The organism is Desulfoluna sp. CLI2B, from assembly GCF_056847375.1.
The window spans coordinates 3070320-3094285 of record NZ_CP186557.1 but is presented as its reverse complement, the minus strand read 5'-3'; the positions used below and the strand labels follow the sequence as shown (position 1 = coordinate 3094285).

At 58.3% G+C, this 23966-nt stretch carries 20 protein-coding genes and 1 pseudogene; 18 read left to right on the top strand and 3 right to left on the bottom strand.

The features are described from left to right. The first annotated feature begins 536 nt into the window (after positions 1 to 536). The 10 genes from ACOYW2_RS14555 to ACOYW2_RS14510 all read left to right on the top strand — a co-directional run bounded on the left by ACOYW2_RS14555 (position 537) and on the right by ACOYW2_RS14510 (position 10845). On the top strand, positions 537 to 2201 hold the full coding sequence (locus ACOYW2_RS14555; protein ID WP_482770895.1) for a response regulator: 1665 nt from the start codon (positions 537 to 539) through the stop codon (positions 2199 to 2201). Next, complete coding sequence (locus tag ACOYW2_RS14550; protein ID WP_482770894.1) at positions 2179 to 2694, top strand: hypothetical protein; 516 nt, start codon at positions 2179 to 2181, stop codon at positions 2692 to 2694. Before ACOYW2_RS14555 ends, ACOYW2_RS14550 begins: the two co-directional genes overlap by 23 nt. Positions 2695 to 2841: 147 nt before the next feature. Continuing rightward, positions 2842 to 3276, top strand: a complete 435-nt coding sequence (locus ACOYW2_RS14545; RefSeq protein ID WP_482415745.1) for a type 2 periplasmic-binding domain-containing protein — start codon at positions 2842 to 2844, stop codon at positions 3274 to 3276. A 53-nt stretch (positions 3277 to 3329) separates the two neighbouring features. Beyond that, entirely contained in the window at positions 3330 to 4082 is a 753-nt protein-coding gene (locus tag ACOYW2_RS14540) for a hypothetical protein (RefSeq protein ID WP_482423546.1), read from the top strand. Between the two features lie 26 nt (positions 4083 to 4108). After that, positions 4109 to 4639 (top strand): hypothetical protein, encoded by a 531-nt coding sequence (locus ACOYW2_RS14535; RefSeq protein WP_482770893.1) that lies wholly within the window; start codon positions 4109 to 4111, stop codon positions 4637 to 4639. Between the two features lie 321 nt (positions 4640 to 4960). Beyond that, positions 4961 to 6148, top strand: a complete 1188-nt coding sequence (locus ACOYW2_RS14530) for a hypothetical protein (RefSeq protein ID WP_482770892.1) — start codon at positions 4961 to 4963, stop codon at positions 6146 to 6148. 14 nt (positions 6149 to 6162) lie between these two features. Then, the gene (locus ACOYW2_RS14525) at positions 6163 to 8319 is read left to right on the top strand and encodes an SUMF1/EgtB/PvdO family nonheme iron enzyme (RefSeq protein WP_482770891.1); all 2157 of its coding nucleotides are present in this window, start codon (positions 6163 to 6165) and stop codon (positions 8317 to 8319) included. A gap of 432 nt (positions 8320 to 8751) precedes the next feature. Beyond that, positions 8752 to 8991: a hypothetical protein gene (locus ACOYW2_RS14520; protein ID WP_482770890.1), complete on the top strand. Its 240-nt coding sequence runs from the start codon at positions 8752 to 8754 to the stop codon at positions 8989 to 8991. A gap of 83 nt (positions 8992 to 9074) precedes the next feature. Next, positions 9075 to 10199, top strand: coding sequence for a S1 RNA-binding domain-containing protein (locus ACOYW2_RS14515; RefSeq protein WP_482770889.1), 1125 nt, complete (start codon positions 9075 to 9077; stop codon positions 10197 to 10199). 115 nt (positions 10200 to 10314) lie between these two features. After that, positions 10315 to 10845: a nitroreductase family protein gene (locus ACOYW2_RS14510; protein WP_482770888.1), complete on the top strand. Its 531-nt coding sequence runs from the start codon at positions 10315 to 10317 to the stop codon at positions 10843 to 10845. 996 nt (positions 10846 to 11841) lie between these two features. Here ACOYW2_RS14510 and elbB read toward each other — a convergent pair. Both elbB and ACOYW2_RS14500 read right to left on the bottom strand, forming a co-directional pair. Then, positions 11842 to 12501, bottom strand: a complete 660-nt coding sequence (elbB, locus tag ACOYW2_RS14505; RefSeq protein WP_482415751.1) for an isoprenoid biosynthesis glyoxalase ElbB — start codon at positions 12499 to 12501, stop codon at positions 11842 to 11844. A gap of 244 nt (positions 12502 to 12745) precedes the next feature. Beyond that, positions 12746 to 13108 (bottom strand): NUDIX domain-containing protein, encoded by a 363-nt coding sequence (locus tag ACOYW2_RS14500; RefSeq protein WP_482770887.1) that lies wholly within the window; start codon positions 13106 to 13108, stop codon positions 12746 to 12748. A gap of 198 nt (positions 13109 to 13306) precedes the next feature. Between ACOYW2_RS14500 and rsmG the strand changes: the two genes are divergently transcribed. From rsmG to holA, 6 genes and pseudogenes are all read left to right on the top strand, one after another. After that, the gene (gene rsmG / locus ACOYW2_RS14495; RefSeq protein WP_482770886.1) at positions 13307 to 13996 is read left to right on the top strand and encodes a 16S rRNA (guanine(527)-N(7))-methyltransferase RsmG; all 690 of its coding nucleotides are present in this window, start codon (positions 13307 to 13309) and stop codon (positions 13994 to 13996) included. Between the two features lie 473 nt (positions 13997 to 14469). Beyond that, a pseudogene (gene ileS / locus ACOYW2_RS14490) lies at positions 14470 to 17015 on the top strand (isoleucine--tRNA ligase); the annotation flags it as partial. Next, positions 17004 to 17345 (top strand): zinc finger domain-containing protein, encoded by a 342-nt coding sequence (locus tag ACOYW2_RS14485; protein WP_482771033.1) that lies wholly within the window; start codon positions 17004 to 17006, stop codon positions 17343 to 17345. The pseudogene ileS and the gene ACOYW2_RS14485, both read left to right, overlap by 12 nt. Before the next feature lie 889 nt (positions 17346 to 18234). Continuing rightward, positions 18235 to 18732, top strand: coding sequence for a signal peptidase II (gene lspA / locus ACOYW2_RS14480; protein ID WP_482770885.1), 498 nt, complete (start codon positions 18235 to 18237; stop codon positions 18730 to 18732). Continuing rightward, entirely contained in the window at positions 18732 to 19508 is a 777-nt protein-coding gene (gene lgt, locus ACOYW2_RS14475) for a prolipoprotein diacylglyceryl transferase (protein ID WP_482770884.1), read from the top strand. The genes lspA and lgt overlap by 1 nt, the downstream gene beginning before the upstream one ends. Then, complete coding sequence (gene holA / locus ACOYW2_RS14470; protein WP_482770883.1) at positions 19501 to 20907, top strand: DNA polymerase III subunit delta; 1407 nt, start codon at positions 19501 to 19503, stop codon at positions 20905 to 20907. The genes lgt and holA overlap by 8 nt, the downstream gene beginning before the upstream one ends. Positions 20908 to 21423: 516 nt before the next feature. On the opposite strand, the gene ACOYW2_RS14465 is transcribed toward holA, so the two are convergent. Then, positions 21424 to 21942, bottom strand: a complete 519-nt coding sequence (locus ACOYW2_RS14465; RefSeq protein ID WP_482770882.1) for an O-acetyl-ADP-ribose deacetylase — start codon at positions 21940 to 21942, stop codon at positions 21424 to 21426. Positions 21943 to 22109: 167 nt separating this feature from the next. Here ACOYW2_RS14465 and ACOYW2_RS14460 point away from each other — a divergent pair, with 167 nt between their 5' ends. After that, on the top strand, positions 22110 to 22943 hold the full coding sequence (locus ACOYW2_RS14460) for a cytidylate kinase family protein (protein WP_482415759.1): 834 nt from the start codon (positions 22110 to 22112) through the stop codon (positions 22941 to 22943). A 319-nt stretch (positions 22944 to 23262) separates the two neighbouring features. Further along, entirely contained in the window at positions 23263 to 23934 is a 672-nt protein-coding gene (gene cmk, locus ACOYW2_RS14455; protein ID WP_482770881.1) for a (d)CMP kinase, read from the top strand. The last annotated feature ends 32 nt before the right edge of the window (positions 23935 to 23966 follow it).

The following is a 23966-nucleotide window of genomic DNA, read 5'->3' as shown; positions in this document are numbered from 1 at the left end:
AAGGGGATCCCTTCACCCTTTGACGGGGGCAGCCCGGATATTTGCCGGGTCGCGTGCCCCTCATCTTTATGGCGTCAGGGCTGCAGGAGGTGTGACCTGCCTCAAAATCCTGATAACGCAAAAAAGGTGGGGGCCGTTTGGGATGCCTGGCTTTTTCTCGGCAATTACCTGGAATGAAACGTGTCTTGTGTTGCCGGCGGCGCTTTTTTATGGGCTGTTCGGGTAAGGGACGCATGGGGTGGTAAAAGAGGCGGGCAGGGGTGGTGCTGTCGGGACAGGTGTGTTAGAAACCCTCGTTGAACGTGTCGTGATAATCAAATGATCCGGCGGTGACACGGCTGAGCCGAATCCCATGCAGAGCAGGGGAGAGAGCCGCCGTCGCAAGATGCAATATGCACGGGTAAAGGCAGCTCCTTTTTTCCCGGAACCCACCGTTTTGGCATAAAGATAAACTGCTCGCGTGCCGATATGAGTAGACATATGTATGTGTGCACTGCGTGATAACCTCTTCCAGAAAAAGAGAAAAGGGGGTGGCATTGAACCGGGACTCTGACCGAACGGTTCTTGTAGTACATGGCGATGAACAGAGCCTGGCCCGTGCCCGGCGGCTCCTCGAATCAGAAGGCATCCATGTTGAAGAACAGGTGCCTGAAAGGGGTTCGTCCGATGATCGTGTACGATATGAAGAGTTGTTCAAGACAAGCCGCGACGGCATTTTGTTTACGGACTTGAACGGGCGCATCGAAGATGCCAACCCTGCGTTTCTCGACATGGTCGGATACCCCCTTGAGGAGGTATGCGATCGCTTCGAGCAACAGATAACGCCGGAAAAGTGGCGACTGCTGGAGTCACGTATCGTGGCACCGGCTCTCCTTGCCAAGGGCGAATCCGGCGAGTACGAAAAGGAGTACATTAAAAAAGGGGGGAGCCGGGTGCCTACCCAGGTTCGGAGCTGGCTGTTGCGCAACAGCCAGGGGGAACCCTTCCGAAAGCTGACCCTGGTCAGGGACACCTCGGCCCGTAAGTCCATGGAAGAGCAGCTCAGGCAGGCCCAGAAAATGGAAGCCCTGGGGACCCTTGCCGGGGGCATCGCCCACGACTTCAACAACGTGCTGGCCGCCATCCTGGGGTACATTGAGCTTGCCCGCTTCGATGTGGACGAGTCCAACCCGGCGCGAAAGAGCATCGACCAGATCTACAAAGCCTCCCAGCGCGCCAGAAACCTGGTGGGCCACATTCTCTCCTTCAGCAGGCAGACCGTCCATGAGAAGAAGCCTGTCTTTATGCAGCAAATTATCGGGGAATCCCTGGAGCTCCTCAGGGCAAGCCTTCCCAGCACCATCGAGATCAAGCAGTCCATGACCTCCAAGGTCTACCCCATTGATGCAGACTCCACCCAGATTCACCAGATCCTCATGAACCTGTGCACCAACGCGGCCCACGCCATGGCCGACGGAGGGACCCTGTCGATTCTGTTGGACGTGGTCACCTTAAATGAGGTGGACGTGCATGAGTTCATCGAACTGGAGCCCGGTGCGTACATGAAGCTCTCCGTGGGTGATACGGGGTGCGGTATGAATCTTGAGGTGAAAAAACGCATCTTCGATCCCTATTTTACCACCAAAGGTAAGGGGCAGGGGACCGGCATGGGACTCTCGGTTGTCCACGGCATCCTCAAGGTCCACGGCGGGGCGATTCGCGTGGAGAGCGAGGAGGGAGAGGGCAGTGTATTCCACCTCTACTTTCCGGTCTCCGAAGGACGTGCCGGTGAAGAACCCAAGGTTGCGGCGGGGCTTGCCCGCGGCCAGGAGAACATCCTTTTTGTGGACGACGAGCCGGACCTGGCCGAGATGGTCGGGGCCATGCTGGAGCGTCTGGGCTACACGGTAAAGGCCGTTACGGACAGCCGGGAGGCCCTCGACCTTTTTTCCGAATCCCCTGAAGCCTTTGACCTGGTGGTGACGGACCTGACCATGCCCAAGATGACGGGGGTCGCCCTGGCACGCAAGGTCAAAGCCCTGCGACCGGAGGTGCCGGTGATTATCTGCACCGGGTACAGCGACAGCTTTTCGGCAGGGGAAGTGTCGGACGCGGGGATCGATTTTCTACTCATGAAGCCCCTTGAAATCAGGGAGCTTTCCGCATCCATCCGCAATGCCCTTGCAGGCAGGGGGACAGATGAAACCTTGTCATCTCATTAACGGATTGGTTTGTGCCCTGGGCCTGTTGCTGGCCTCGCGAAGCGCGGTTGCGGAGAGCTTTGACTTCCGCAGCGTTCGCTGGGGCATGAACCGGTTCGAGGTGATGGCCTCTGAAAAAATCGCCCCGAAACGCATGGGGCGGCACGAACTGCTTTACAGCGTCTCCCTGTTCAGGCGGCCCGCGTACCTGGTGTATCGGCTGGCCGGGGATCGCCTCGTGGGCGTTCGCTATGTTCTTCCTGTTAAGATATCGGATTCCCTTGATAAGCTCGAAGGACTTGTCTCCCTGAGATACGGCGTGGCCCGCCGGGAGACAGGGAAAGAGGGGGCCCAGAGGGTCTGGGCCGTACCGGATCGGACCGTCCGCCTCTTTATTCCCAAAAAAGGGCAGGCCGTTATCGATATTGTCTCCAGAGGGGCTTCCGCCGCCTCATCCGCAGAGCTGGCAAGCCTTCGAAGCGCTGCGCGTGATGCGGTTGTGAGTAGTCTGTAACACGAACGGTATTGACACCTTGGGAGGAAATTAGTAGTGCACAAAGGATAACAATGTTAATTCCATACGGTTGGTATTCTGTATGTGCACAATTTGTTTGGTAGTGCTGAGTGATGATTTTCACCACGAAAGGAAGGAGTGCAAGGAATGATGAGAATGGTTCTAAGGGGCATGTTGGTTGCTTCGATTCTCTGCCTGGTCGCGGGCAGTGTATCTGCAGAGCAGTTGAGAGTCATCGGCAATCGAAGCGTTCCCGTCGCTTCTCTTGAACAGCGGGAAATTCGGGATATCTACCTCGGGAAGAAGAAGGTATGGGAAAACGGCATGCGTGTTCAGTTTGTTATCCTTGGGAAAGGGGACACCCAGGACGCGTTTTTGAACAAATACCTCAAGAAAAATCACAGCACTTTTACGCGGTATTGGAAAAAGAAGGTGTTTACCGGAGGAGGCCAGGCACCCAAGAGTTTTGATAAAGAGCGGGACCTCGTGGAGTATGTTGAGAAGACAAAAGGGGCCATCGGCTTTGTCACTTCCGGTGCTGCCACGGACCAGGTGAAGATCTTGAGCGAAATGACCATCTAAACGTGTTTACGATTATATTTCACATACCTTTATCGATGCGGAGGCTAACAACAATGATGAAAAGAACGGCCATTTTGTTTACCGTGATTTTGGTGTTTCTATCGGCGCAGTCTGCCGGTGCCCTGGAGCTGGGCTCTGAGGGGCAGGTGAGTATTCACGGTTTCATTACCCAGGGGTACCTTCTCTCCTCGGACAACAAATTCTTCGGGGATACCGATAATGGCGGCACGTATCATTTCAACGAGCGCGGCATCAACTTCACCTCGGACGTCAGCGACCGATTGCGTCTGGGTATCCAGTTCTTCTCCCGGGATTTCGGGTTTCTGGGGGATAACGAGGTAACCATCGATTGGGCCTATGCCGATTACTCCTTCACCGAGTGGGCCAACTTCAGGGCCGGTAAGCTCAAGATGACCCATGGTCTTTACAACACCAGCCGGGACGTGGATATGCTGCGTACCTCGGTGCTGCTTCCCCAGAGTGTGTACAACGAGGGGTGGCGAGACTCCATCAACGCCCTCAACGGCTTTGAGTACTACGGGTATGCCCCGGCCGGCAAAGTGGGCAGCTTTGAATACCACATCATGGGCGGTGTCAACGAATTTGACGACGACGGCCCTGAGATCAGGCTCTTGGAGGACCAGTTTCCCATATACATGGGCGTGGACGTCTCCAACAACCAGGTAGACCGCACCTACGTGGGCAGCGTCCTCTGGGAGACTCCCCTGGAAGGGCTTTCCTTTGGCGTGAGCGGTTGGGGAGTAGACCGGGTATTTATGCAGATATTACAAGTAATACAGCCATAACCGGTCGTGGTGAATCGAATATTGAAGTGACCCAAACCGGTTGGACCACTTCCCTGCAGTACGCTGTAGGGGACTTTGTCTTCTCCACCGAGTACAACCGTATCAACTATGAGTTCGAGGACCCCATCTATGTCCCCGATGGCAAGGACTTTGACAGCGAAGGCTATTACGGCATGATCACCTACCGGTTCACCGACTGGTTTGAGGTGGGCACCTATTACTCTGAGTACTATGCCAATCGGGATGACAAGGATGGTGAAAAGGCCGTTGAACAGTGGGTAAGCGCAACTCCCCAGGGTACAATGGGTGGTTATCCCCCCGGCCAGGAGCACCGCGCCTACCTCAAGGATCTGGCGCTTTCTCTTCGCTTTGACATCACCGAGAACTGGATCTTCAAGCTTGAGGGCCACAAGATGCGCGGGGGTGCCATCATGCTGAACTCCGACGGCAACACGGACTTTTACCCGTCACCCGGTTTTCCTGGCGGCCAGATCGAAGGCCCCAGCTACAAAAAAGACTGGGAGCTCTACACGGCGAAAGTCTCTTTCAGCTTCTGATGCCCCTGGGCTTCACGACTCTCTGATCGATATGCCGGCATCGGCCATGGTTATGGCGGTGCCGGCATGATCGCTCTGTGGGACGCCCGGCTCCCGGTTATTTCGGGAAGGGCCTTCCGCGATGAACAACCCTGCCTCACAACACACACAACGGCCGCTTCTCTTTTGCGATATTCTCCTTTTCGGCCGCCTTCATGGATACGATTCGTGACAAATGAAAGGACTCGGAAAAAACAGAGATGCATACAGGCGGCGCACACCGGGCCGCATCGCCTCTGTCTTTTTTCGACGTAACTGCCAATGACCTTTTCGGGGGGTGTAATGACCAGACGAAGATTTCAATGGATCGCATGTGTTCTTGCCGTGTTTTTCATGATGCCGTGGCCTGCGGTGGCCAAGAAAATTGAAGATGTGGAGACGGCCTCGCGATTTGCCCAGGCTTTTGGCGGCAAGGCGCAGCCCGAACTCATGACGAACGCCCTCCGCAGCGTGGGCAAAACCCAGCGCCATCGCTACAAGCGGGATGTGACCCTGGAAAAGCCCCTGGACGTCAGGGTTCTGGGGGACCGCTACATGTCGGCAGCTTTTTCCGCCCGTGTGAAAAAAGCAGGCAGCGCCCGGGCCAAGGCCGAACCGGCCATCTATGTTCTTTTGTTCCAGAAGCAAGCCGACGGGGGGCTGGACCACCAGATGCAGCATCTTTTGATCCTGGCCGAGCCCGGGGTGATTGCCTCTTACGAGTCCATGGCCGATGCCGAGCTTGCGACCCGTTTTCGTAAAATCGGGGCGGATGTGACGGTGGTGGCGGCAGCTCCGGTTCCCAAGCCCGATACCCCTGAGCCCGTGGCCGTCCTGTCCGGAGACAGCATCTGCCGGGGAAAGGTGGGGGAGTCGTTCATCGACGACTCCATTACCCGGGACAGTGAGCTGATGCAGCTCCTTGCCGGGTACGCCAGGAAGGAAGATATCCCCAAGGCGGTCCCTGTGGTGAAGGCCGGTGCCGGGTCTCCGGAGCTCCAGCTGCGTGTGGCGGAGCTGGAGGCCAGGGTAAGGGCCCTTGAAGGCCTCCTTGCCAACATCACCCGCAAAGGCGGTAACATCTATTTTAATGGGGTCAACCTTTACGTGACCAACGGCACGGGCAAGGCCGACAAGGTCAACGGCAAGGGGAACGTGGTGATCGGCTACGGGGCCACCGGCTCCGGGTCCCATAACCTGGTGGTGGGGGCAGCCAACCGCTTCGAGGGATTCGGCAGCGTGGTTTCTGGTCGCGGCAACGCCGTAAGCGGCAACTGCAGTGCCGTTCTCGGAGGGGAGGGCAACAAGGCCAGCGGTGATTTTTCCATTGTTGCCGGTGGCAAAGGAAACAAAGCCCGGGGAACGTATGCCTCCATCCTGGGGGGGACGAAAAACACAGCCAAGGGTGAATACACCAGCATCAACGGCCAGCGAGGACGGACCAAAGGTGGGACAAATCCTCATTTCACAAGTGAAAAGACCAGCGAGTAAGGTGGAGATAGACCATGGCGAGAGCAATCAGATCCGTTATTGTAATTTTTTTGACGGCAGTGTGGGCGGCAACTGCCCTGGCGGACGTGAAAACCTTTGATGAGCTGGAGCGGCGGCAGGGGGCGGTGGGGAGTTACAAAGCCCTGGTGATCGGTATCGACACCTACGCTGATTCGGTCATTGAGGGTTCGCCTGCCGCGGTGACCGGGGCTCGCCATGTGGCTGAAGCCCTTAAGGGCCGGGCAGGCTTCGACGTGAAGCTGCTGATCAATGAAGAGGCCGGTCGGGCCTCGGTGATGCGCGAGTTTCGCGGGCTGGCCCGGGGCATGGGGATCAACGACAGCGTGTTGATCTATTTCTCCGGCTCCTCCCATACGGACAAGGCTTCACGAAAGGCGTGGTGGCTACCAAGCGATGCCCGGTCCGACGATGCCGCCACCTGGATCGCGGACCATGAGATCCAGGACGCGGTGAACACCATGAAGGCCCGCGATGTCCTGATCCTGTCGGACGCGGCCCTGGGGGACACCATGTTCGGGGCCACCCACCGGCTGGCATCCCGCCGGGACGGCGAGTACTACGTGGGCCTCTTTAACAAGCGCAGCCGCTGGGCCATGATATCAGGCAACACCCTGCCCGTGGCCGATGAAGGGGGGATCAGCGTCTTTGCGCGCGGCGTGGCCACGGCCCTTTCGTCCAAAGGGCCGTGCCTGACCACCATGGAGATGTTCAGCGGCATGAAAAAAGAGTTGCGCGCCTCCGGGGTCCTGCCACCCCGTTGCCGGTCCATTCGCAACACCGGCGACCAGGGCGGAGAATTTGTCTTTTTGCTTGCCGCACCGGCGGCCCCTGCCCCTGTGGTGGTGAAGGCACCGCGTGTCGTCAAGCCCAAACCGGCGCCTGTGGCCGTGGTCAAGCTGGTTCCTCCCAAGCCGAAGCGCACCCCCCCGGAAGGGCGGCTCAAGGTGTCGGCCAACATCAACGGGGCCGAGCTTTATATCGACGGGAAAAAGCAGGGCACAACTCCGGTGGGTGATATTACCCTGAAGCCCGGAACCCATGAGGTGAGCCTGAGCAAAGAGGGCTACCTGGCCTGGAACGGCACCGTGGACATTCAGCGGGGCAAGGCGCGCAGTCTGACCGCCACCCTGACCAAGGAACCCCCAAAAAAGGGGCGGCTCTTTATTAAGGTGAGGCCCAAGGGCGCCTCGGTCCAGGTAGATGGAGCCTCTTTCAAGAGTGGTGCCGCCATCAGCGCCGGAACCCACACCGTCAAGGTGAGCGCGCCCCTGTTCAAGACCGGCAAGGCCAAGGCCGTGGTTTCATCAGGCAAGGACGCCTGGGTGGAGGTGTTTCTGACGCCCCGTGACGAGTTCAAAGGGGAGTGGGGGCGCTTTGTTTACATTGAGCCGGGCTCCTTTACCATGGGGAGTCCAGACACCGAGGCAAGGCGCAAGGCAGACGAGAGCGCCCACGCCGTAACCCTTACCCACGGTTTTTTTATGCAGGACAAGGAAGTCACCCTGGCCCAGTGGCAGGCCTTTGTGGATGACTCCGGGTACAAAAGCGAGGCCGAGACGGCCGGCGGTGCCTTTGTTCTGGAAGACTACATCTGGACCCAGAGCCGGGAGTATTCCTGGAAGAATCCCGGGTTCCCCCGAGGGGACGATCACCCGGTAACAGGGCTCACCTGTGCCGATATCGAGGCGTACCTGAAGTGGATCAACGGCCGATCCAGAAACGCCTACCGGCTGCCCACCGAGGCGGAGTGGGAGTACGCCGCCCGTGCCGGCGGGACGTCTGCGTTTTCATCCGGAGAGTGCCTGGGGTCGGCAGATGCCAATGTGGACGCCAACGCCAGCTGGGGGGGATGCCCGGCCGGGGCCGCATCCAGCGGCACCATGCCCGTGGGAAGTTTTGAACCCAACGCCTGGGGCCTTTACGACATGCATGGCAACGTGGCGGAGTGGTGCGGGGACTGGTACGGTCGCTACCCGCGAAAGGCTGTGAAAAATCCGAAAGGGGCCCCTTCCGGCACGAACCGCGTGGTGCGAGGTGGCGGTTGGGCGACCTATGCCTACAACGCCCGGTGTGCCAAGCGGGAAGCCTCGGATCCGTCCCGCGGCTGCAGCGAAGTGGGCATGCGGCTTGTGGTGGAGGTCCCGAAATAACCCTGGAGGGTCGGGGGTGTTCCGGGGCGAGTGATCCGGGTGTTTGCTTTACCGGCCCGGCTGCGCTGGTGCCCCGGCAAGGAATCCCTGCTGAGGATAGGCTTGAATACCACGGGGTTTCTGCATTCGGACCGAGTGAAAAAGGGTGGCGTATTTGATGAATACAGTTTATAGATGAGCTGTTGACGGCATTTCGGCCGTGGCATGCCCCTTTTCGCCCGGAAAATACGGGCGGGGCCATGCAAGGAGCGGGGATTTTCTCAGCCCATGCCGAAGTGGTGTCGTGTGCTGCGTCTTTTTGGCTCGTACCCCCTGGGTTAACAGGGGAGAGCCCTTCAACAGCAACGGAGTGAGGCGCCGGCACAACGCAGGTAATCAACAGTCAGATACCGGGTGAACCAGATCCCCCCGCCAGGGGGCATGTCGGAGAGTATGATGAACGACAAGGGTGATATGGGCGTTCCTGAAGAGGAGAGCTTTGAGGCGTTGCTGGATGCGTATGGCGACGGATTGGGTGAGGAGCTGAAAAGCGGTGACAAGGTGGACGCAAAGGTGATCTCCATCGGAGAGAGCAGCGTTTACGTAGACACCGGAACAAAAAGCGATGGCGTTGTGGACCGCATGGAACTCACCACCAAGACTGGTGAATTCACCGTCGGGTCGGTGACATGAGGTCCTTTATGTGGTCAGTGCCAACGAAAGTGAGGTGGTCCTCTCCAAGCAGATGTCCGGGGCCGGAACCATGGAGATGCTCTTTGAACTGCTTTCTGCGGCAAGATGCCGTGGAAGGGAAGGTCAACGAACAGATCAAGGGCGGTTTTTCCGTCTCCCTCATGGGCAAGCGGGCCTTCTGTCCCGTAAGCCAGATCGATACCTCCTTTGTTGAAAGCGGCGAGGAGTTCGTGGGCAAGAGCTTTCCCTTTCTCGTGACCCGCATCGAAGGGGAGGGCAAAAACATCGTCATCTCCAGGCGCAAGCTGCTGGAGGCAGAACTCGAAGAGGTTCGTGCCGCATTTCTCAAAGACCTTTCCGAGGGCGATACCGTGGAAGCCAAAGTGATCAAACTGATGCCCTACGGTGCTTTCATGGAACTCCATGCCGGGGTGGAGGGCATGGCCCACATCTCCGAACTCTCCTGGAGCCGTGTGCAGTCCTGTGAAGAGGCGGTGACCGTGGGAGACACTCTCCCTGTTAAGGTCCTGAAGATCGATGCTGTGGAGGGCAAAAACGCTCCCCGTATCGCCCTGTCCGTGAAGCAGGCGTCCCAGGATCCCTGGGAATTGGCCGGAGAGACCATCCGCGTGGGCGAGCAGTTCAGCGGCAAGGTCGTGCGCCTTGCGCCTTTCGGAGCCTTTGTGGAAGTGGCCCCCGGTACCGAGGGCCTGGTTCATGTCAGTGAGATGAGCTACACCAAACGAATTTTAAAGCCCGAGGACGCCGTGTCCCAGGGGGAGACCGTTCAGGTGGTGGTCAAGGCCATCGACCTGGAGAAGAAACGCCTCTCCCTTTCCATGCGCGACGCCCACGGAGATCCCTGGCAGGGCGCGGCCCTGAAATACCCCGTGGGATTCAAGGTTCAGGGCACCGTGGAGAAGAAAGAGAGCTACGGCATCTTCGTGAAGCTGGAGCCCGGGGTCACCGGCCTGCTGCCCAAGTCCAAGCTGGCTGAAGCCGCGGACGCCGCAGCCCTGAGCGCCGCCAAGCCCGGTGCCGAGGTCACCCTCCTCGTGGAGGCCGTGGACGAAGAGAAGCGCCGCATTACCCTGGTTTCCACCGAAGCCGCCGACGGAGCATCCAACTGGAAAGGCTATGTGGAAAAGCCCAAGGCCAAATCCGACGCGGCCATGGGTACCATGGGCGAGCTTCTCATGCGGCGATGAAGAAGTAGCGCAAGCATAAAGGCAAACACGACTGTTTTTTTACCGAATTTTCGTACATCCGGGCGATGGAAGGGCGAGCCCCTTCCATCGCCTGTTTTTGTCTGGAGGAGGGATTGTGAAAGCATCGTTTATGGAGATTATTCGCGAGCGGCGAAGCGTGAGGGCCTTTGAGGCCCGTCCCGTGGAAAAAAAGACCCAGGAACTCATCATGGAAGCTGCCCTGAGGAGCCCCTCGTCACGGAGCCTCAACCCCTGGCAGTTTGTGGTGGTGCAGGATGAAAAAAAACGGGAGGCCCTCGCCGGGGTCAAGCCCCACGGCGGCGGGTTCCTTGCCAAGGCCCCCCTGGCCATCGCCATTGTGGCAGACCCGGAACGCTGCGACGTGTGGGTGGAAGATACCGCCATCGCCGCCACTTACATCCAGCTTGCCGCAGAATCCCTGGGCCTGAAAAGCTGCTGGTGCCAGATTCGCCTGAGGGAGGACGGCAAAGGCGGCATGGCCGCTGACCGCGTCCGGGAGATCCTCTCCATCCCGGACGGCCTTGAAGTGGCCTCCATCATCGGTATCGGCTACCCCGCCGAAGAGAAGCCAGGTCACCTGCACAGCGAACTGGACTACGGCAAGGTTCACCACGAGGAATTTTAATAAAAAAGCATGCCTCCGGCGGCAAGGGGCTGAGCCCCTTGACCCCAGGTTCGGGAATGTTCTTTCGCCTTCGTTCCTCAGGCTCATCCTATTCCCTGACGGGCTGCGCCCGTGTTGTGGTTTTCATTCTTCGGGGGGCTTCTTGAAAATTGGAGCGCCGCACTCCGGTGGCGGCTCTTTGGGAGGGTGTCGCCGCTCATGCCGCACGGAGTGCGGCGCTCCAAGGCTGCGGTGGTTCGGAGAACGGTAGGTGCTTGTGGCTGGGAGCCCGGTGGCTTCCTTCAATTTGTACCCATCGCGTATGGTTTGCCCTCTGCCATGGCATACTACAGTGACTATGGAGCGCCGCACTCCAGTGCGGCTTTTTGGGAGGGTGTCGCCGTTCATGCCGCACGGAGTGCGGCGCTCCAAGGCGGCGGGGGTTCGGAGGAGCGGTAGGTGCTTGTGGCTGGGAGCCCGGTGGCTTCCTTCAATTTGTACCCATCGCGTATGGTTTGCCCTCTGCCATGGCGTACTACAGTGACTATGGAGCGCCGCACTCCAGTGCGGCTTTTTGGGAGGGTGTCGCTGTTCATGCCGCACGGAGTGCGGCGCTCCAATGCGGCGGGGGTTCGGAGGGGCGTTAGGATATTATGAGTGGATGTCCGGTGGCTTCCTTCAATTTGTACCCATGGCAGATGGTTTGCCCTCTGCCATGGCATGCCCCATTGAACATGGAGCGCCGCACTCCAGTGCGGCTTTTTGGGAGGGTGTCGTTGCTCGTGCCGCACGGAGTGCGGCGCTCCAAGGTAACGATTGTTTGGGCTGTTATTGGGATAGATGGATGGTCCGTCGTATGGTCATTTCATGCACGGGCGCAGCCCGTCAGCACATGTGATCGACCTGAGGAACGAAGGTCGGGAGCATGTGCGACCCTGGGGTGCAGGGGATTTATCCCCTGCCCGCCGGAGGCATGCTTTCAACCTTTAACCTTTAGCCTATAACCTCTATCCTCTCTCACCCTTTAGTCATGGAGATGACCTGGTTGACGAGTTTTTCGATGCCCGGGGCGATATCGGCAATGCCCGGTCCGCACATATAGGCGGGGGTGGTGACGAGTTTGTTGGCTTCGTCAATGCAGATGCCGTCCACGGGTTGGGCTTCGTGGGATGCGCCGAAGGCTTTCAGGTTCTCAATGGTGGCGGCGTCGTCCCCGATGGTAACCGTGGGGCTGTGTGCGTCCAGGGCCTTGGCAAGGACAACCGGGGCGATGCAGATGGCTCCGATGGGCTTTCCGGCGGTGTAAAAGGCGCGGATGAGCATGGTTACGTCGTGGCGTACCTCAAGGTCGGCTCCCTTCTCCCCGTAGTTGCTGAGGTTTTTGATGGGGCCTGCGCCTCCGGGGATGATGAGGGCGTCGAGGTTCTCGACGTTGACATCGGTGATGGGGCGGATTTTTCCCCGTGCGATGCGGCCGGCCTCGGCAAGGACCTGCCTTTTTTCTCCGGTGGTTTCGCCCTTGGGGTGGTTGACGGTTTCGGTCTGGGTCATCTCAGGAGCCATGCAGACGGCCGTGGCCCCGGCCTTGTCGATGAACAGGAGGGAGAGGACGGATTCGTGGATTTCCGAGCCGTCCATGTTGCCGCAACCTGAAAGAAGAACACCTATTTTTTTCATCACTACCTCCAGTGGCTGTTCAAGGATTAAGAGGGTCTATGCGCGCCCTCTCCGGGGACAACCTGGTTGAAATGCGTGGTCTACATGGGTATGGTATCGCTTCCGGCGAACCGACTGCCCTTGGGCGCACCGGCGGGTAATGCCGCGGTTCGTCTACGATGACGCATCGTTATCAACGCCAAAAAGCGTTGTGTCGGGCACCCCGTTTTTGTGGCTGAAATAGTCCGCCAGGATGCGCCCGTGGTCAAAGACAATGGGCTCTGGCAGGTTGTCCGGGGCAAAGACCCGGGCTTCGGCCGCGTCGTCGCCCCCCACCGGGGTGCTTGTGGCCGTGGCAAGGAAGATTACCGCAGGAACGGTGTGGTGTCACGAGTACCATGCAGGGGTCCGAGTAGGTATGGAACTGGCGTACAAGGGTGACGTCAAGGTTTGTCTCTTCCAGTGCTTCGCGCTTTGCGGCGTGCTCTACGGATTCGCCGTAGTCCACGAACCCCCCGGGCAAGGCCCAGCCGTGGGGCGGATTTTTTCGCCTGATCAGCACGATGCCCCCCGGTGTCTCAATGATGGCGTCCACGGTGAGATATGGGTTTCTGGGGTGCTCTTTCATGGTGTGTCGCTGCCTCGCGGGGTGAGGTTTTCGTTTGATTTCGGATGATTGATGGCATGGAAGCTTTCCTGCGTCCTTGCCATACGTTCCATGGACAGGCGCCGTTCCCTGTCAACCGTTGAATCAATGGCTGGCGGCACGTATGAACCGGGCCTGAATATGGACAGGATTATTTGATAAAGCGATAAGGAGAAGGACATGGCTGGAATAGACGATAGATGGACGGCTCAGGTCGTGAAGGGGGCAGGGCGCCTGGGCGTGGAAATCGGCTCGGAAGCGGCGGGCCTTTTGGCGGCCTATGCCTCAGAGCTTTTGGCCTGGAACCGGAAGTGCAACCTCACGGCCATCACCGATCCCATGGAGGTGGCGGAAAAGCACATGGTGGACGCCCTTGCCGTGATGCCGTACATCCCCAAGGGCTCCCGGCTTCTGGATATCGGTTCCGGGGGCGGCTTCCCGGGGATTCCGGCCCGCATTGCGGACCCCACCCTCTCCGTGACCCTGGTGGACGCGGTTCGAAAAAAGGTGAGTTTTTTAAAGCACGCGGCGCGGACCTTGAAGCTCGGCGGCGTGGAGGCCATCCATGCACGTGCTGAAGAGCTCAGCGAGGAAGAGGGCCGGGGGCAGGGCTATGATGTGGTGACCTCCCGGGCCTTTTCAGCCATGGATGTCTTTGTGCCCATGGCCCTTCCTTTCTTAAAACCTGGAGGGCGCATTGTTGCCATGAAGGGCAAAGGCTTTGAAGAGGACCTTGAAAGCCTCAAGGCCTGCGAAGCCGACTTTGCTGCCCGGGGGATTTCCCTTGCCACGGAGATGATCCGCTACGAGCTTCCTTTTTGCGGGGCACAGCGGGCTCTGTTCGTGATTACTATGGGCGACCTTCTTTAGACGCATTTAGATTTTGCCTCCGGCGGCCCTGCGGGAGGGCAAGCTTCTGAAAAGTTTGCCAAACAGGTTTGTTTTTTGGGACGTCGCAATCGTCCATAGTCCCTCTCATTTTTTTGTTTTCCAAGGCGCTTCTCTTCAGTCCCGCAGGGGCTGAAGAGAAGCGCCTTGATTACCGGAACGTTTTTGCGGAGCTTTTTTCAAAAAGCGACCCGCCGGAGGCAACTGATTTGTTAAATGCGTTGGCCCTTTAAATGGGGTAATCCCATTGACATTGGGCGGTAGTATGCCATAAAGTTGGTGGTTATTTTGATGTGACAGCCCCGAAACGTGGGTTTCGGGGCCTTGTTTGCTGCATATTTCCATGCAGGAAGCCCTGAAGGCCCCTTAGGAAAAAGGGCGGTACCAAAGGAAGGGACGTACGGTGTCCTTCGTCCTTTTTCGTGCCGTTTTGTTTTTTTTATAAGGGCCGGGCGATGCATGGTGCGTTTCATTTCATGAAGACCAAAGTATATCTTGGTGCGACTAAGAAGTTCCACACGCTGGAGGAGATAATGGATTACAAGAAAACGCTGAACCTGCCACAGACGCGGTTCGCCATGAAGGCCAACCTGCCGACCAAAGAGCCTCAGCAGCTCAAGGCGTGGGAGGAGAGCGGACTCTATGCAAAAATCAGGGAAGAGTCCAAGGGTCGTGAACAGTTTATTCTGCATGACGGCCCTCCGTATGCCAACGGTAACCTTCATATCGGACACGCCCTGAACAAAATCCTCAAGGATATTATTATCCGCTCCAAGCAGATGGATGGTTTTGACGTGCCCTACGTGCCCGGCTGGGATTGCCACGGCCTTCCCATCGAGCACAACGTCGACGAGACTTCGACTACAAGAAAAAAGAGATGTCCAAGGCGGACATCCGCCGGAAGTGCCGCGAGTATGCGGGCAACTTCGTGAACATCCAGCGCGAGGAGTTCAAGCGCTTCGGCGTCATGGGTGAGTGGGAAGACCCCTACCTGACCATGAACTACCCCTTTGAGGCGCGCATCGCCAAGGAGTGCGGTGAATTTGCCGCCAACGGCGACATGTTCATCGGCAAAAAGCCTATCTATTGGTGCTGTAGCTGCCAGACCGCCCTTGCCGAAGCCGAGATCGAGTACGCGGATCATACCTCGCCGTCCATCTTCGTGAAGTTTCCCTTAAAGGGCGACGCCGGGGATATCGACGCCTCCCTTGCCGGGAAGAAGGTCTCTTTTGTTATCTGGACCACCACTCCCTGGACGATCCCTGCAAACCTTGCGGTATGTCTGAACGGTGAGTTCACCTATGCCTTTGTGGAAACCGACGGCGAGGTGATGGTGGTGGCCAAGGATCTTCTTGAAGGGCTCATGACTTCCTTTGGTAAAGAGTCTTACTCCGTCCTTTACGAGACCGACGGTGTTTCCCTTGAAAACAAGGTGTGCCGCCACCCCTTCATCGACAGGGATTCCGTGATCATCCTGGGAGACCACGTCACCCTGGAAGCTGGTACCGGCTGTGTTCACACCGCCCCCGGCCACGGTGCCGACGACTACATCACCGGCCTTAAGTACGGACTGGAGCCCTACTCACCCGTGGGCAACAACGGGTGCTATACCGAAGAAGTGGGAGAAGAGTTCGAAGGGAAATTCATCTTCAAGGCCAACGCCGAGCTCATCGAAAAGATGGATGCCTGCGGCGCCCTGGTGAAACACAACGAGATGAGCCACTCCTATCCCCACTGCTGGCGCTGCAAAAAGCCGGTGATCTTCCGGGCAACGCCCCAGTGGTTCCTCTCCATGGGCAACACCGGCCTGCGTGAAAAGGCCCTGGCCGAGATCGACAAGGTGGAGTGGATTCCCTCCTGGGGTCGTGAGCGCATCCACGGGATGATCGCAAACCGTCCGGACTGGTGCCTCTCCCGTCAGCGTTCCTGGGGTGTTCCTATCCCCGTGTTCTACTGCGAGAAGTGCGGTGAGGTCCATGCCGATCAGGCGTCCGTGGATAAGATCTACGACCTCTTCAAGGAGCACGGCGCAGACATCTGGTTCGAAAAAGAGGCGGCGGACCTGCTTCCCGAAGGCACCGTGTGCACCAAGTGCGGTCACGGCACCTTCACCAAGGACACCAACATCCTGGACGTCTGGTTTGACTCCGGGGTCACGCACTCTGCTGTCCTGAACGACCGCGACGGGCTCAGGCGCCCTGCGGATCTCTACCTTGAGGGTTCCGACCAGCACCGCGGGTGGTTTCACAGCTCCCTGCTCACCAGCGTGGGCAAAACCGGTAAAGCGCCTTACAAGGCGGTTCTTACCCACGGGTTCGTTGTGGACGCCAAGGGACACAAGATGTCCAAGTCCGTGGGCAACGTGGTGGCCCCCAAAGAGGTGATCAACAAGTACGGCGCGGAAGTACTGCGTTTGTGGGTGGCATCCACGGATTACCGTGACGATGTGCGCATCTCCGACAACATCCTGAAGCAGCTTAGCGACGCCTACCGCAAGATCAGGAACTCCTGCCGCTACATGCTGGGGAACCTGAGCGGGTTCAATCCGGACACCGACCGGGTGGCTTACGAGGATCTCCGGGACATCGACCGGTTTACCCTGGCCCGCCTGGCCGCCCTCATCGAGCGGGTGAACAAGGCTTACGAGACCTATGAGTTCCACACCATCTACCACAGCCTCAACAACTTCTGCACGGTGGACCTCTCCAGCTTCTACTTTGACATCGTTCGCGATGCCCTTTACGTGGAAGGCACGGATTCTGTTGTGAGAAGAGGTATTCAGACGGTGCTCTTCGATCTCGTGGACGCCATTGTCCGCATGATGGCTCCCATCCTCTGCTTCACCGCCGAGGAGATCTGGGGGCACGTGCCCGATTTCGAAGGCAAGAAAGAGAGCGTGCACCTCATGGCAGGTGCCGAGCCCAAGGCCGACTGGAAGAACGAGGCCATCATCGAGCGCTGGGAGCACCTGGTGACCCTGCGCGACGAGATGAACAAGGCCCTTGAAAAGGCCCGAAGCGAAAAACTCATCGGCCAGAACCTCGACGCGGCCGTCACCGTGACGGCCAAAGGCGAGACCCTGGCGTTCCTTGAAAGTTTTGCAGAGGAACTCAAGCAGGTACTCATCGTCTCCGACTTCACCCTGGCAGAGGGCGACGCCCCGGAAGGCGCCTTTGTGAGCGAGGAGGTGGAAGGCCTTGCCGTTCAGGTTGCCTCCGCTGCGGGCGACAAATGCGAGCGATGCTGGACCTGGAGCCCCTCCGTGGGCGAAGACGGCGAACGGCCCACCCTGTGCAGCCGCTGCCGCGGGATCCTTGACCGCACCGCCTAAAGCGTATAGCTAATAGAGGGGCTGGTGGCATGTAGCGTGCCCCTGCCAGGTTTGCACATGTGTGGTATTATGCAGGGCTGAGAGAAAAAGCAAAAAGCAATGCCTCCGGCGGGCAGGGGATAAATCCCCTGCACCCCAGATTTGCAAATGCTCCGCCCCTTCGTTCCTCGGGGGCGTCACATTTGCTGACGGGTATTCAAGCACCCCATTCGCCGGAGACGGCACGCCTGTTACACCGAACGGGTAGGAATAATTCAGGTCAGCGGTTGGTTGGAAATGGTGCACGGAGTGCACCCTACGGGCGTCGCCGGTGGATATGGTTAGAACCTTGTAGGATGGGCACGGATATAACCGCCCACGCCGGGGGACAGGTGTCCGGCATCAGATCTCTTGTGATTATCATTGTTGCGGGTACCCCGATGAAAGATGGGCACGCTTCGCGTTTTGCCCATCCTGCATGATCGTGGACGGATAATAATGATGGTGGTGGCTTAGAAGGGCGACGCTCTGGCCACACTGAATGGGTGGAAACAGCTCAGGCCGGTGCCTGGTTGAAAAGGGTTCACGGAGTGCATGCACCCTACGGGCCGAAGTATTTCGACATATTTCTTGATGCCCGTCTATGGGGTGCTGATCCTTCCCGAACCAACACGTACCGATGCGATGACCGCAACGCGTAGGGTGCATTCATGCACCAGGGACGACCCCGTGAGCATGCGCGATGTTGATGCATAGGGTCGGACAACCTGCGGCGCTACCCACGGGCGTAGCCCGCCAGGGAATGTGAAGGGCCTGAGGAACGAAGGCACGGAGCATTCCTGATTTGGGGTCCAGGGGATCATCCCCTGGCCGCCGGAGGCACGATTTTAATTACTGAAAGGATGATTGGATGACATGGTTTAAGCAAAAATGGCCCCGGCTTTTGTTGGTGGCCGGTCTGGTGGTGCTTCTGGATCAGCTCTCCAAGCAGCTGGTGTTGAACACCATGCCCGTGGGCAGCGGATTTCCCCTGATCGACGGGTTTTTCGACATTGTCCATGTGAGGAATCCGGGCGGGGCCTTTGGGTTTCTCTCCGGCCAGAGCCAGGCGGTGCGGGAGTTTTTTTTCCTCTTTGTGACCGGCGTTGCCACCATTTTCATTCTGTGGGTATACAACACCATTCCCGAAACCCACCGGATCCTGTCGGCGGGTCTTGCCATGGTGTTCGGCGGGGCCGTGGGGAACCTCATCGACCGGCTTCGGTTCGGCAACGTGGTGGACTTCATCGACTGGTACATTGGCGACATGCACTGGCCGGCCTTTAACCTGGCCGACAGCGCCATTTGCATCGGCGTGGGGATTCTTATCTTCCATATCCTTTTCAATCGCATGCCTGAGGAGAATTGATGCATCCGGTACTTTTTAAGCTCGGTCCGGTGGTGGTGCACACCTATGGATTGATGATGGCCCTGGCCTTTCTCGCGGCCATGGTGATTTCCAAACGCGAGGCCAGGGTGTTCGGCGAAGATCCCGAAAAGATCGCCGATTTGATTTTTTATATTCTGATTTGGGGGGTGATCGGTGCCCGGTTGTTTTATGTGGCCGTGAATCTTTCCTGGTTTGCCGCCCATCCCCTGGACGCGGTGAAGGTGTGGGAAGGCGGCCTCGTGTTTTACGGCGGGTTCATCGGCGGCCTGGGTGCGGCGCTTTATTGTGTGCGCAAGCGGCAGATCCCTTTCTGGAAGAGTTTCGACATCCTGACCCCGGCCCTTCCCTTTGGCCATTTTTTAGGGCGCATCGGGTGCTTCAACGCCGGGTGCTGTTACGGCAAAGTGTGTGATCTTCCCTGGGCCGTGACCTTTACGAACCCCGATTCCCTGGCGCCCCTTCACACCCCGCTTCATCCTACCCAGCTCTACGAGTCCCTTGCCAACCTGGCCCTGTTCGGGGTGATCATGGCGGTGCGCAAGAAAAAGCGATTCGAAGGGCAGCTTTTCTGGGGATATGTGGTGGCCTACGGCGTGATCCGTTTTCTCCTGGAGTTTGCCCGGGGGGATGAACGGGGATCGTATCTGTTGGGGCTTTCACCGGCCCAGCAGGTGGGTGTCCTCTTGTGCCTTTCCGGGGCTGTGATGCTCTTTGTCCTTTCCAGGCGAGGGCGCAGGGAGGTGGTTCGTGGCTGAGCTGGCGCATAATACCCTTCAAAAGGGGCTGGCCAAGGCATCGGACTCTCCTGTCTGGCTGATTTACGGGGAAGAGTTCCTTGTGGACCGGTCCCTGAAGGCCCTTGTGGGGACCCTGTTTCCCGGTGGCCTGGGGGATTCCTGCTGCGAAGTGGTGGAAGGCGATGCCGAACTTCGGGATGCCCTGGAGCAGGTGTCTACGTTTTCCCTCTTTTCCAGCGGCAAGGTGGTTGTGGTTCGTGATTCCCACATCTTTTATGCCAAAAAAGGGGAGAACAAGGAGCTTGCCAAGATCACCAAGGCCTTTGAAGAGGGCAAGATGAAGCTTGCGGCAAGGCGCCTTGCCCAGCTGCTCTCCAAGCTGAAGCTTCAGTTCAAGCACCTCTCCATGCCCAAGGGGCTGGACAAGCTCAAGGCCCTCTCCGAAGACGGCCAAGTGCCTCCCTGGGTGGGTGAAGTGGCGGCCTGGGCCGAAGCCAACAAAGTGGCGGTCCCCGAGCCCATGGACGACCAGAGCCTTGTGGAGCGCGCCATCCGCGCCGGGCTTCCCGCAGGGCATTACCTGGTGCTCACCACAGACCAGGCCGATAAGCGCAAGAGCCTTTTTAAGGCCTTTAAAGAGTGCGGCAGTATCGTGGATTGCTCGGCCCCAAAGGGGGAGCGCAAGGCCGACAAAGACCAGCAGGCCAAGATCATCGACGAAACCGTCAAGGCGGTGCTCTCCCGGTACGGGAAAAAGATGGAGCCCCGTGCGGTGAAGTATCTGGTGGAGATGGTGGGTTTTGACTTAAGGGCCCTTGTGGGTGATGTGGAGAAGCTCTGCTCCTTTGTGGGGGACAACCCGTCCATCACCTACGACGACGCCCGGCGCATCGCCAAAAAGACCAGGCAGGACCCCATCTATGAACTCACCGGCGCCATCTCCGAGCGCAACGGCCGGACGGCCCTGGCCTGCGTGCGCAACCTCCTTGCCAACGAGACCCACCCCCTTCAGGTGCTGGCCGCCCTGGTGAACCAGGTGCGCCGTCTTCTGCTGGCCCGGTCGTTTCTGGAGAGCCGTGAGGGCCGCTCCCTTGGTGGGCTCAGGGACTACAACCAGTTTCGTGCCAGCGGCATCAACGCCGTGAAAGCCGCCGACGAGATCATGGGAGGCCGGGTGGAGGCGTGGCAGGCATCGTTGGGCCTGTCCAAAAAAAAGAGCGATCTGTTGCTTAACCGCGGCGGAAGCCCATACCCACTGTTTCTTCTCCTGCAGAACGCGGCAAGGTTCTCCATGGCCGAGCTGACCTCCATCCACTCACTTCTTGCTGACTGCGACCGCACCATGAAAAGCAGTCCCGAAGACCCCACCGTGCTCCTTGACCGCATTATCCTGCGGATTTGTACCCGGGAGACGTAACCCAGGTTCGCACATGCTCCGTACCCTCGTTCCTCGGGTGCGTCACATGTGCTGACGGGCTTCGCCCGTTGAGGTCTCGGGCAAAGCCGAAATTGGCCAAGCCGCATTGGAGCGCCGCACTCCAGTGCGGCTTTTTCATTTCGTTCCCAGGCTCTGCCTCCCCACATCCTAAATGATTTATATTTTTAACCACTGACGAGCGCTTGAGCGCAATCACGTCATGGCTCCATCCATGGTCATGGTAGAACGCCTTCACGGCATCTTGCAGGGCAATGGCTCAGACCTTTATCAATCAGGGAGAATGTGGGACCACACGTCATCCCGTAGGGTGCGCTTGCGCACCATTGCCCTTGCAAGCTAATATCGCTTGCCGTTCAAGCAAGGGGGCGATACCGCCATCACCCTTTTATTTGTCTGCTGGTTCGGTTTATCGGCGGTGCGCAAACGCACCCTACCGTCGCTTGCCTCTTTTTTCATCGGAACGCAGCAATATCTCGAATGAAGAGTGTCGGAGATTCAAAGTGTTTCAAGGTGTTTCGTGTATACCTTGACATGCGCATCGGAAAAGAGCGCGAACACCACTTGTTCGATATCCGGGTACCGATTCAGCGCTTCAACTGTTTCTCGAAGGGCAATGGCGCAGGCCTCCTCCACGGGGTATCGGTACACCCCGCAGCTGATGGCCGGAAAGGCGATGGAAGAGAGGCCGTGTTCGGCGGCTAAGGCAAAACTGTTTTTGTAGCAGGCGGCAAGGAGGTCGGGATCGCTTGGGTTGTTGCTGTAGACAGGGCCCACGGTGTGGATGACGTGCCGGGCAGGGAGGCGGTAGCCTTTGGTGATTTTGGCCTCGCCCGTAGGGCAGCCCCCGAGGGTTTTGCATTCAGCCAGGAGCTCCGGCCCTGCGACCCGGTGGATGGCGCCGTCCACGCCGCCTCCGCCGAGCAGGGAGTTGTTGGCGGCGTTGACAATGGCATCCACATCAAGGGTGGTGATATCTGCTTGCCTGATAGCGATTTTTTGCGTAACATTTTTCATGGAAGTGCCTCGATTGGATAGGGTTCGTGATGATTTTCAAGTGTAGGCAACCCTGTTCTGAAAGGCAAGGGTAGGAATTCGAATGGGATTGTCCCCGGGAGGTTCCTTCCGGCGGTAGGGCGTTTCTGTAACTGCCGGGACTTCCGAGGCTTTCGAAAGGGGATGCCATGACCGTGATTACCGTATCCAGGCAGGTAGGGAGCCATGGCGGCACCATCGCCGCGCGGCTCGCCGAAGAGAAGGGTTACCAACTTTTCAACAAGGAACGATTTCACCGTGAGGCCGAGGGGTTTGACGGTCATTTTTCCCGGGAGGTGGAGGCTCTGACCAACGAGAGCCCGCCCAAGCTGTTTGAGAAGTTGTTCCACAACCATTGCGTGTACGGCAATATCATCGCCGCCATGGTGTATGAAGCGGCGGCCGCAGACCACGTGGTGGTGGTGGGCAGGGGAGGGCAGTTTATCCTTGAGGGGCTCAAGTGCGTTCTCAATGTGCGCGTGGTCTCGCCCGTTGAAGAGCGGATCCGAAACTACGCCGGGTTCAAGGGTATTGAGATCGGCATGGCCGGGGACATCATCAAGGCCTCGGACCGTGAGCGCAGCTCCTTTATCAAATACCTCCACAACCGGAACATCGCAGACCCGGATATCTACGACCTGATTATCAACACCCGGGTGGTCTCCAAAGACATGGCGGTAAGGCTCATTCACGAGACAGCCGAAGAGCTGAGCCGACTTCATCCGGTGACAGCTGAGATCAAGATGGAGTTCCGGCAGATGGCCATCTGCAAGCGGGCAGAGCTGATGCTGATGATGGAGATGGGCGAATCCAACGCCGTAAAGGTGTCCCCTTGCGAAAGCGGCAAGGTGATGCTCACCGGTTATCTTCCCACCGAGGGAGAACGGATTTCTGCGGAAAACATCGTCCGGAGCGTCAAGGGAATCCACAAGGTGGATAACCGCATTGTGGTGTCCCAGTTTCCTGTGCGGCCCTGGTATTGACGGAGCGGGTGCCGGTATGACGGGTTGTATTGTTATGGCTGTAGATTGATTTCTGGCTGTATCGCATTTGGGGCTCACGCCGCGTCCGAAGGGCTTCCGGGGCCGTGAAGGGTGTGAGGTGTGGCTTTGACCAGAAAAATTCTGCGGGGCAGGGGCTACTTTTTTTTCCCGTTTTCACATATACAGGTGCTGCAACAGCAACGCATGATTCATTTCGGGCGGCATCGCAGGGAGGTGGCCCCTCTCTGCTTCGGACCTGCAGACAAGGCCAAAGGCGCATGTGTCGTCGGGGATACGATCCAACCAACAGGAAGAGATTTTGAAAAAAGAACTGGTTATTACGATTGACGGGCCATCCGGTGCCGGCAAGACAACGGTGAGTAAGACGCTGGCAGCCAGGATCGGCTACCGATACATTGATACCGGGGCCCTCTATCGCGGGATTGCCCTTGAAACACTGGAACGTGGGATTGCAGCCGACGACGAGAAGGCCATGGAGGAGGCGTGCCGGACCATCGACCTTCGGTTTAGGATCGAAGAGGGCGAGCTTCGTCTCTACTCCGGTTCGCGGGATATCTCCGAGTTGATCCGCACCCCTGAGATCTCCATGCGCGCTTCGGCCGTGTCTGCCCTTGCGCCGGTACGTGCCTGGCGGTTCCGCTACGGCAACCTGGGGGAGGAGCGCTCGGTGGTGTTCGAGGGGCGGGACATGGGGACCGTGGTGTTTCCCGAGGCAGATGTGAAGTTTTTTCTTGATGCCGACACCGATATCCGTGCAGAACGCCGCTACCTTGAATTGAAGGCCCGGGGGGAAGACCTGGACTACGAAGAGGTGAAGCGGGACCTGATCACGCGGGACGCCAACGACAGCAGTCGCAAGCTGGCTCCGCTCAAGCCCGCGGAAGATGCCATCCATGTGGACGCAAGCCGCATCGGCGTCGACGAAGTGGTGGAAAAGATGGCAAAGGTTGTGGCTGAGATAAGAGCATAATTTTTCGTTGAATTTTTTTGAACCAACTGATA

Bases quoted from the DNA above. Each gene is read 5' to 3' on its own strand.
- lspA (WP_482770885.1), top strand. From the start codon at position 18,235: ATGACATGGTTTAAGCAAAAATGGCCCCGGCTTTTGTTGGTGGCCGGT.
- ACOYW2_RS14545 (WP_482415745.1), top strand. From the start codon at position 2,842: ATGATGAGAATGGTTCTAAGGGGCATGTTGGTTGCTTCGATTCTCTGC.
- ACOYW2_RS14485 (WP_482771033.1), top strand. From the start codon at position 17,004: ATGAACAAGGCCCTTGAAAAGGCCCGAAGCGAAAAACTCATCGGCCAG.
- ACOYW2_RS14465 (WP_482770882.1), bottom strand. From the start codon at position 21,942: ATGAAAAATGTTACGCAAAAAATCGCTATCAGGCAAGCAGATATCACC.
- elbB (WP_482415751.1), bottom strand. From the start codon at position 12,501: ATGAAAAAAATAGGTGTTCTTCTTTCAGGTTGCGGCAACATGGACGGC.
- ACOYW2_RS14520 (WP_482770890.1), top strand. From the start codon at position 8,752: ATGATGAACGACAAGGGTGATATGGGCGTTCCTGAAGAGGAGAGCTTT.
- ACOYW2_RS14525 (WP_482770891.1), top strand. From the start codon at position 6,163: ATGGCGAGAGCAATCAGATCCGTTATTGTAATTTTTTTGACGGCAGTG.
- ACOYW2_RS14530 (WP_482770892.1), top strand. From the start codon at position 4,961: ATGACCAGACGAAGATTTCAATGGATCGCATGTGTTCTTGCCGTGTTT.
- lgt (WP_482770884.1), top strand. From the start codon at position 18,732: ATGCATCCGGTACTTTTTAAGCTCGGTCCGGTGGTGGTGCACACCTAT.
- ACOYW2_RS14550 (WP_482770894.1), top strand. From the start codon at position 2,179: ATGAAACCTTGTCATCTCATTAACGGATTGGTTTGTGCCCTGGGCCTG.
- ACOYW2_RS14540 (WP_482423546.1), top strand. From the start codon at position 3,330: ATGATGAAAAGAACGGCCATTTTGTTTACCGTGATTTTGGTGTTTCTA.
- ACOYW2_RS14500 (WP_482770887.1), bottom strand. From the start codon at position 13,108: ATGAAAGAGCACCCCAGAAACCCATATCTCACCGTGGACGCCATCATT.
- rsmG (WP_482770886.1), top strand. From the start codon at position 13,307: ATGGCTGGAATAGACGATAGATGGACGGCTCAGGTCGTGAAGGGGGCA.
- ACOYW2_RS14460 (WP_482415759.1), top strand. From the start codon at position 22,110: ATGACCGTGATTACCGTATCCAGGCAGGTAGGGAGCCATGGCGGCACC.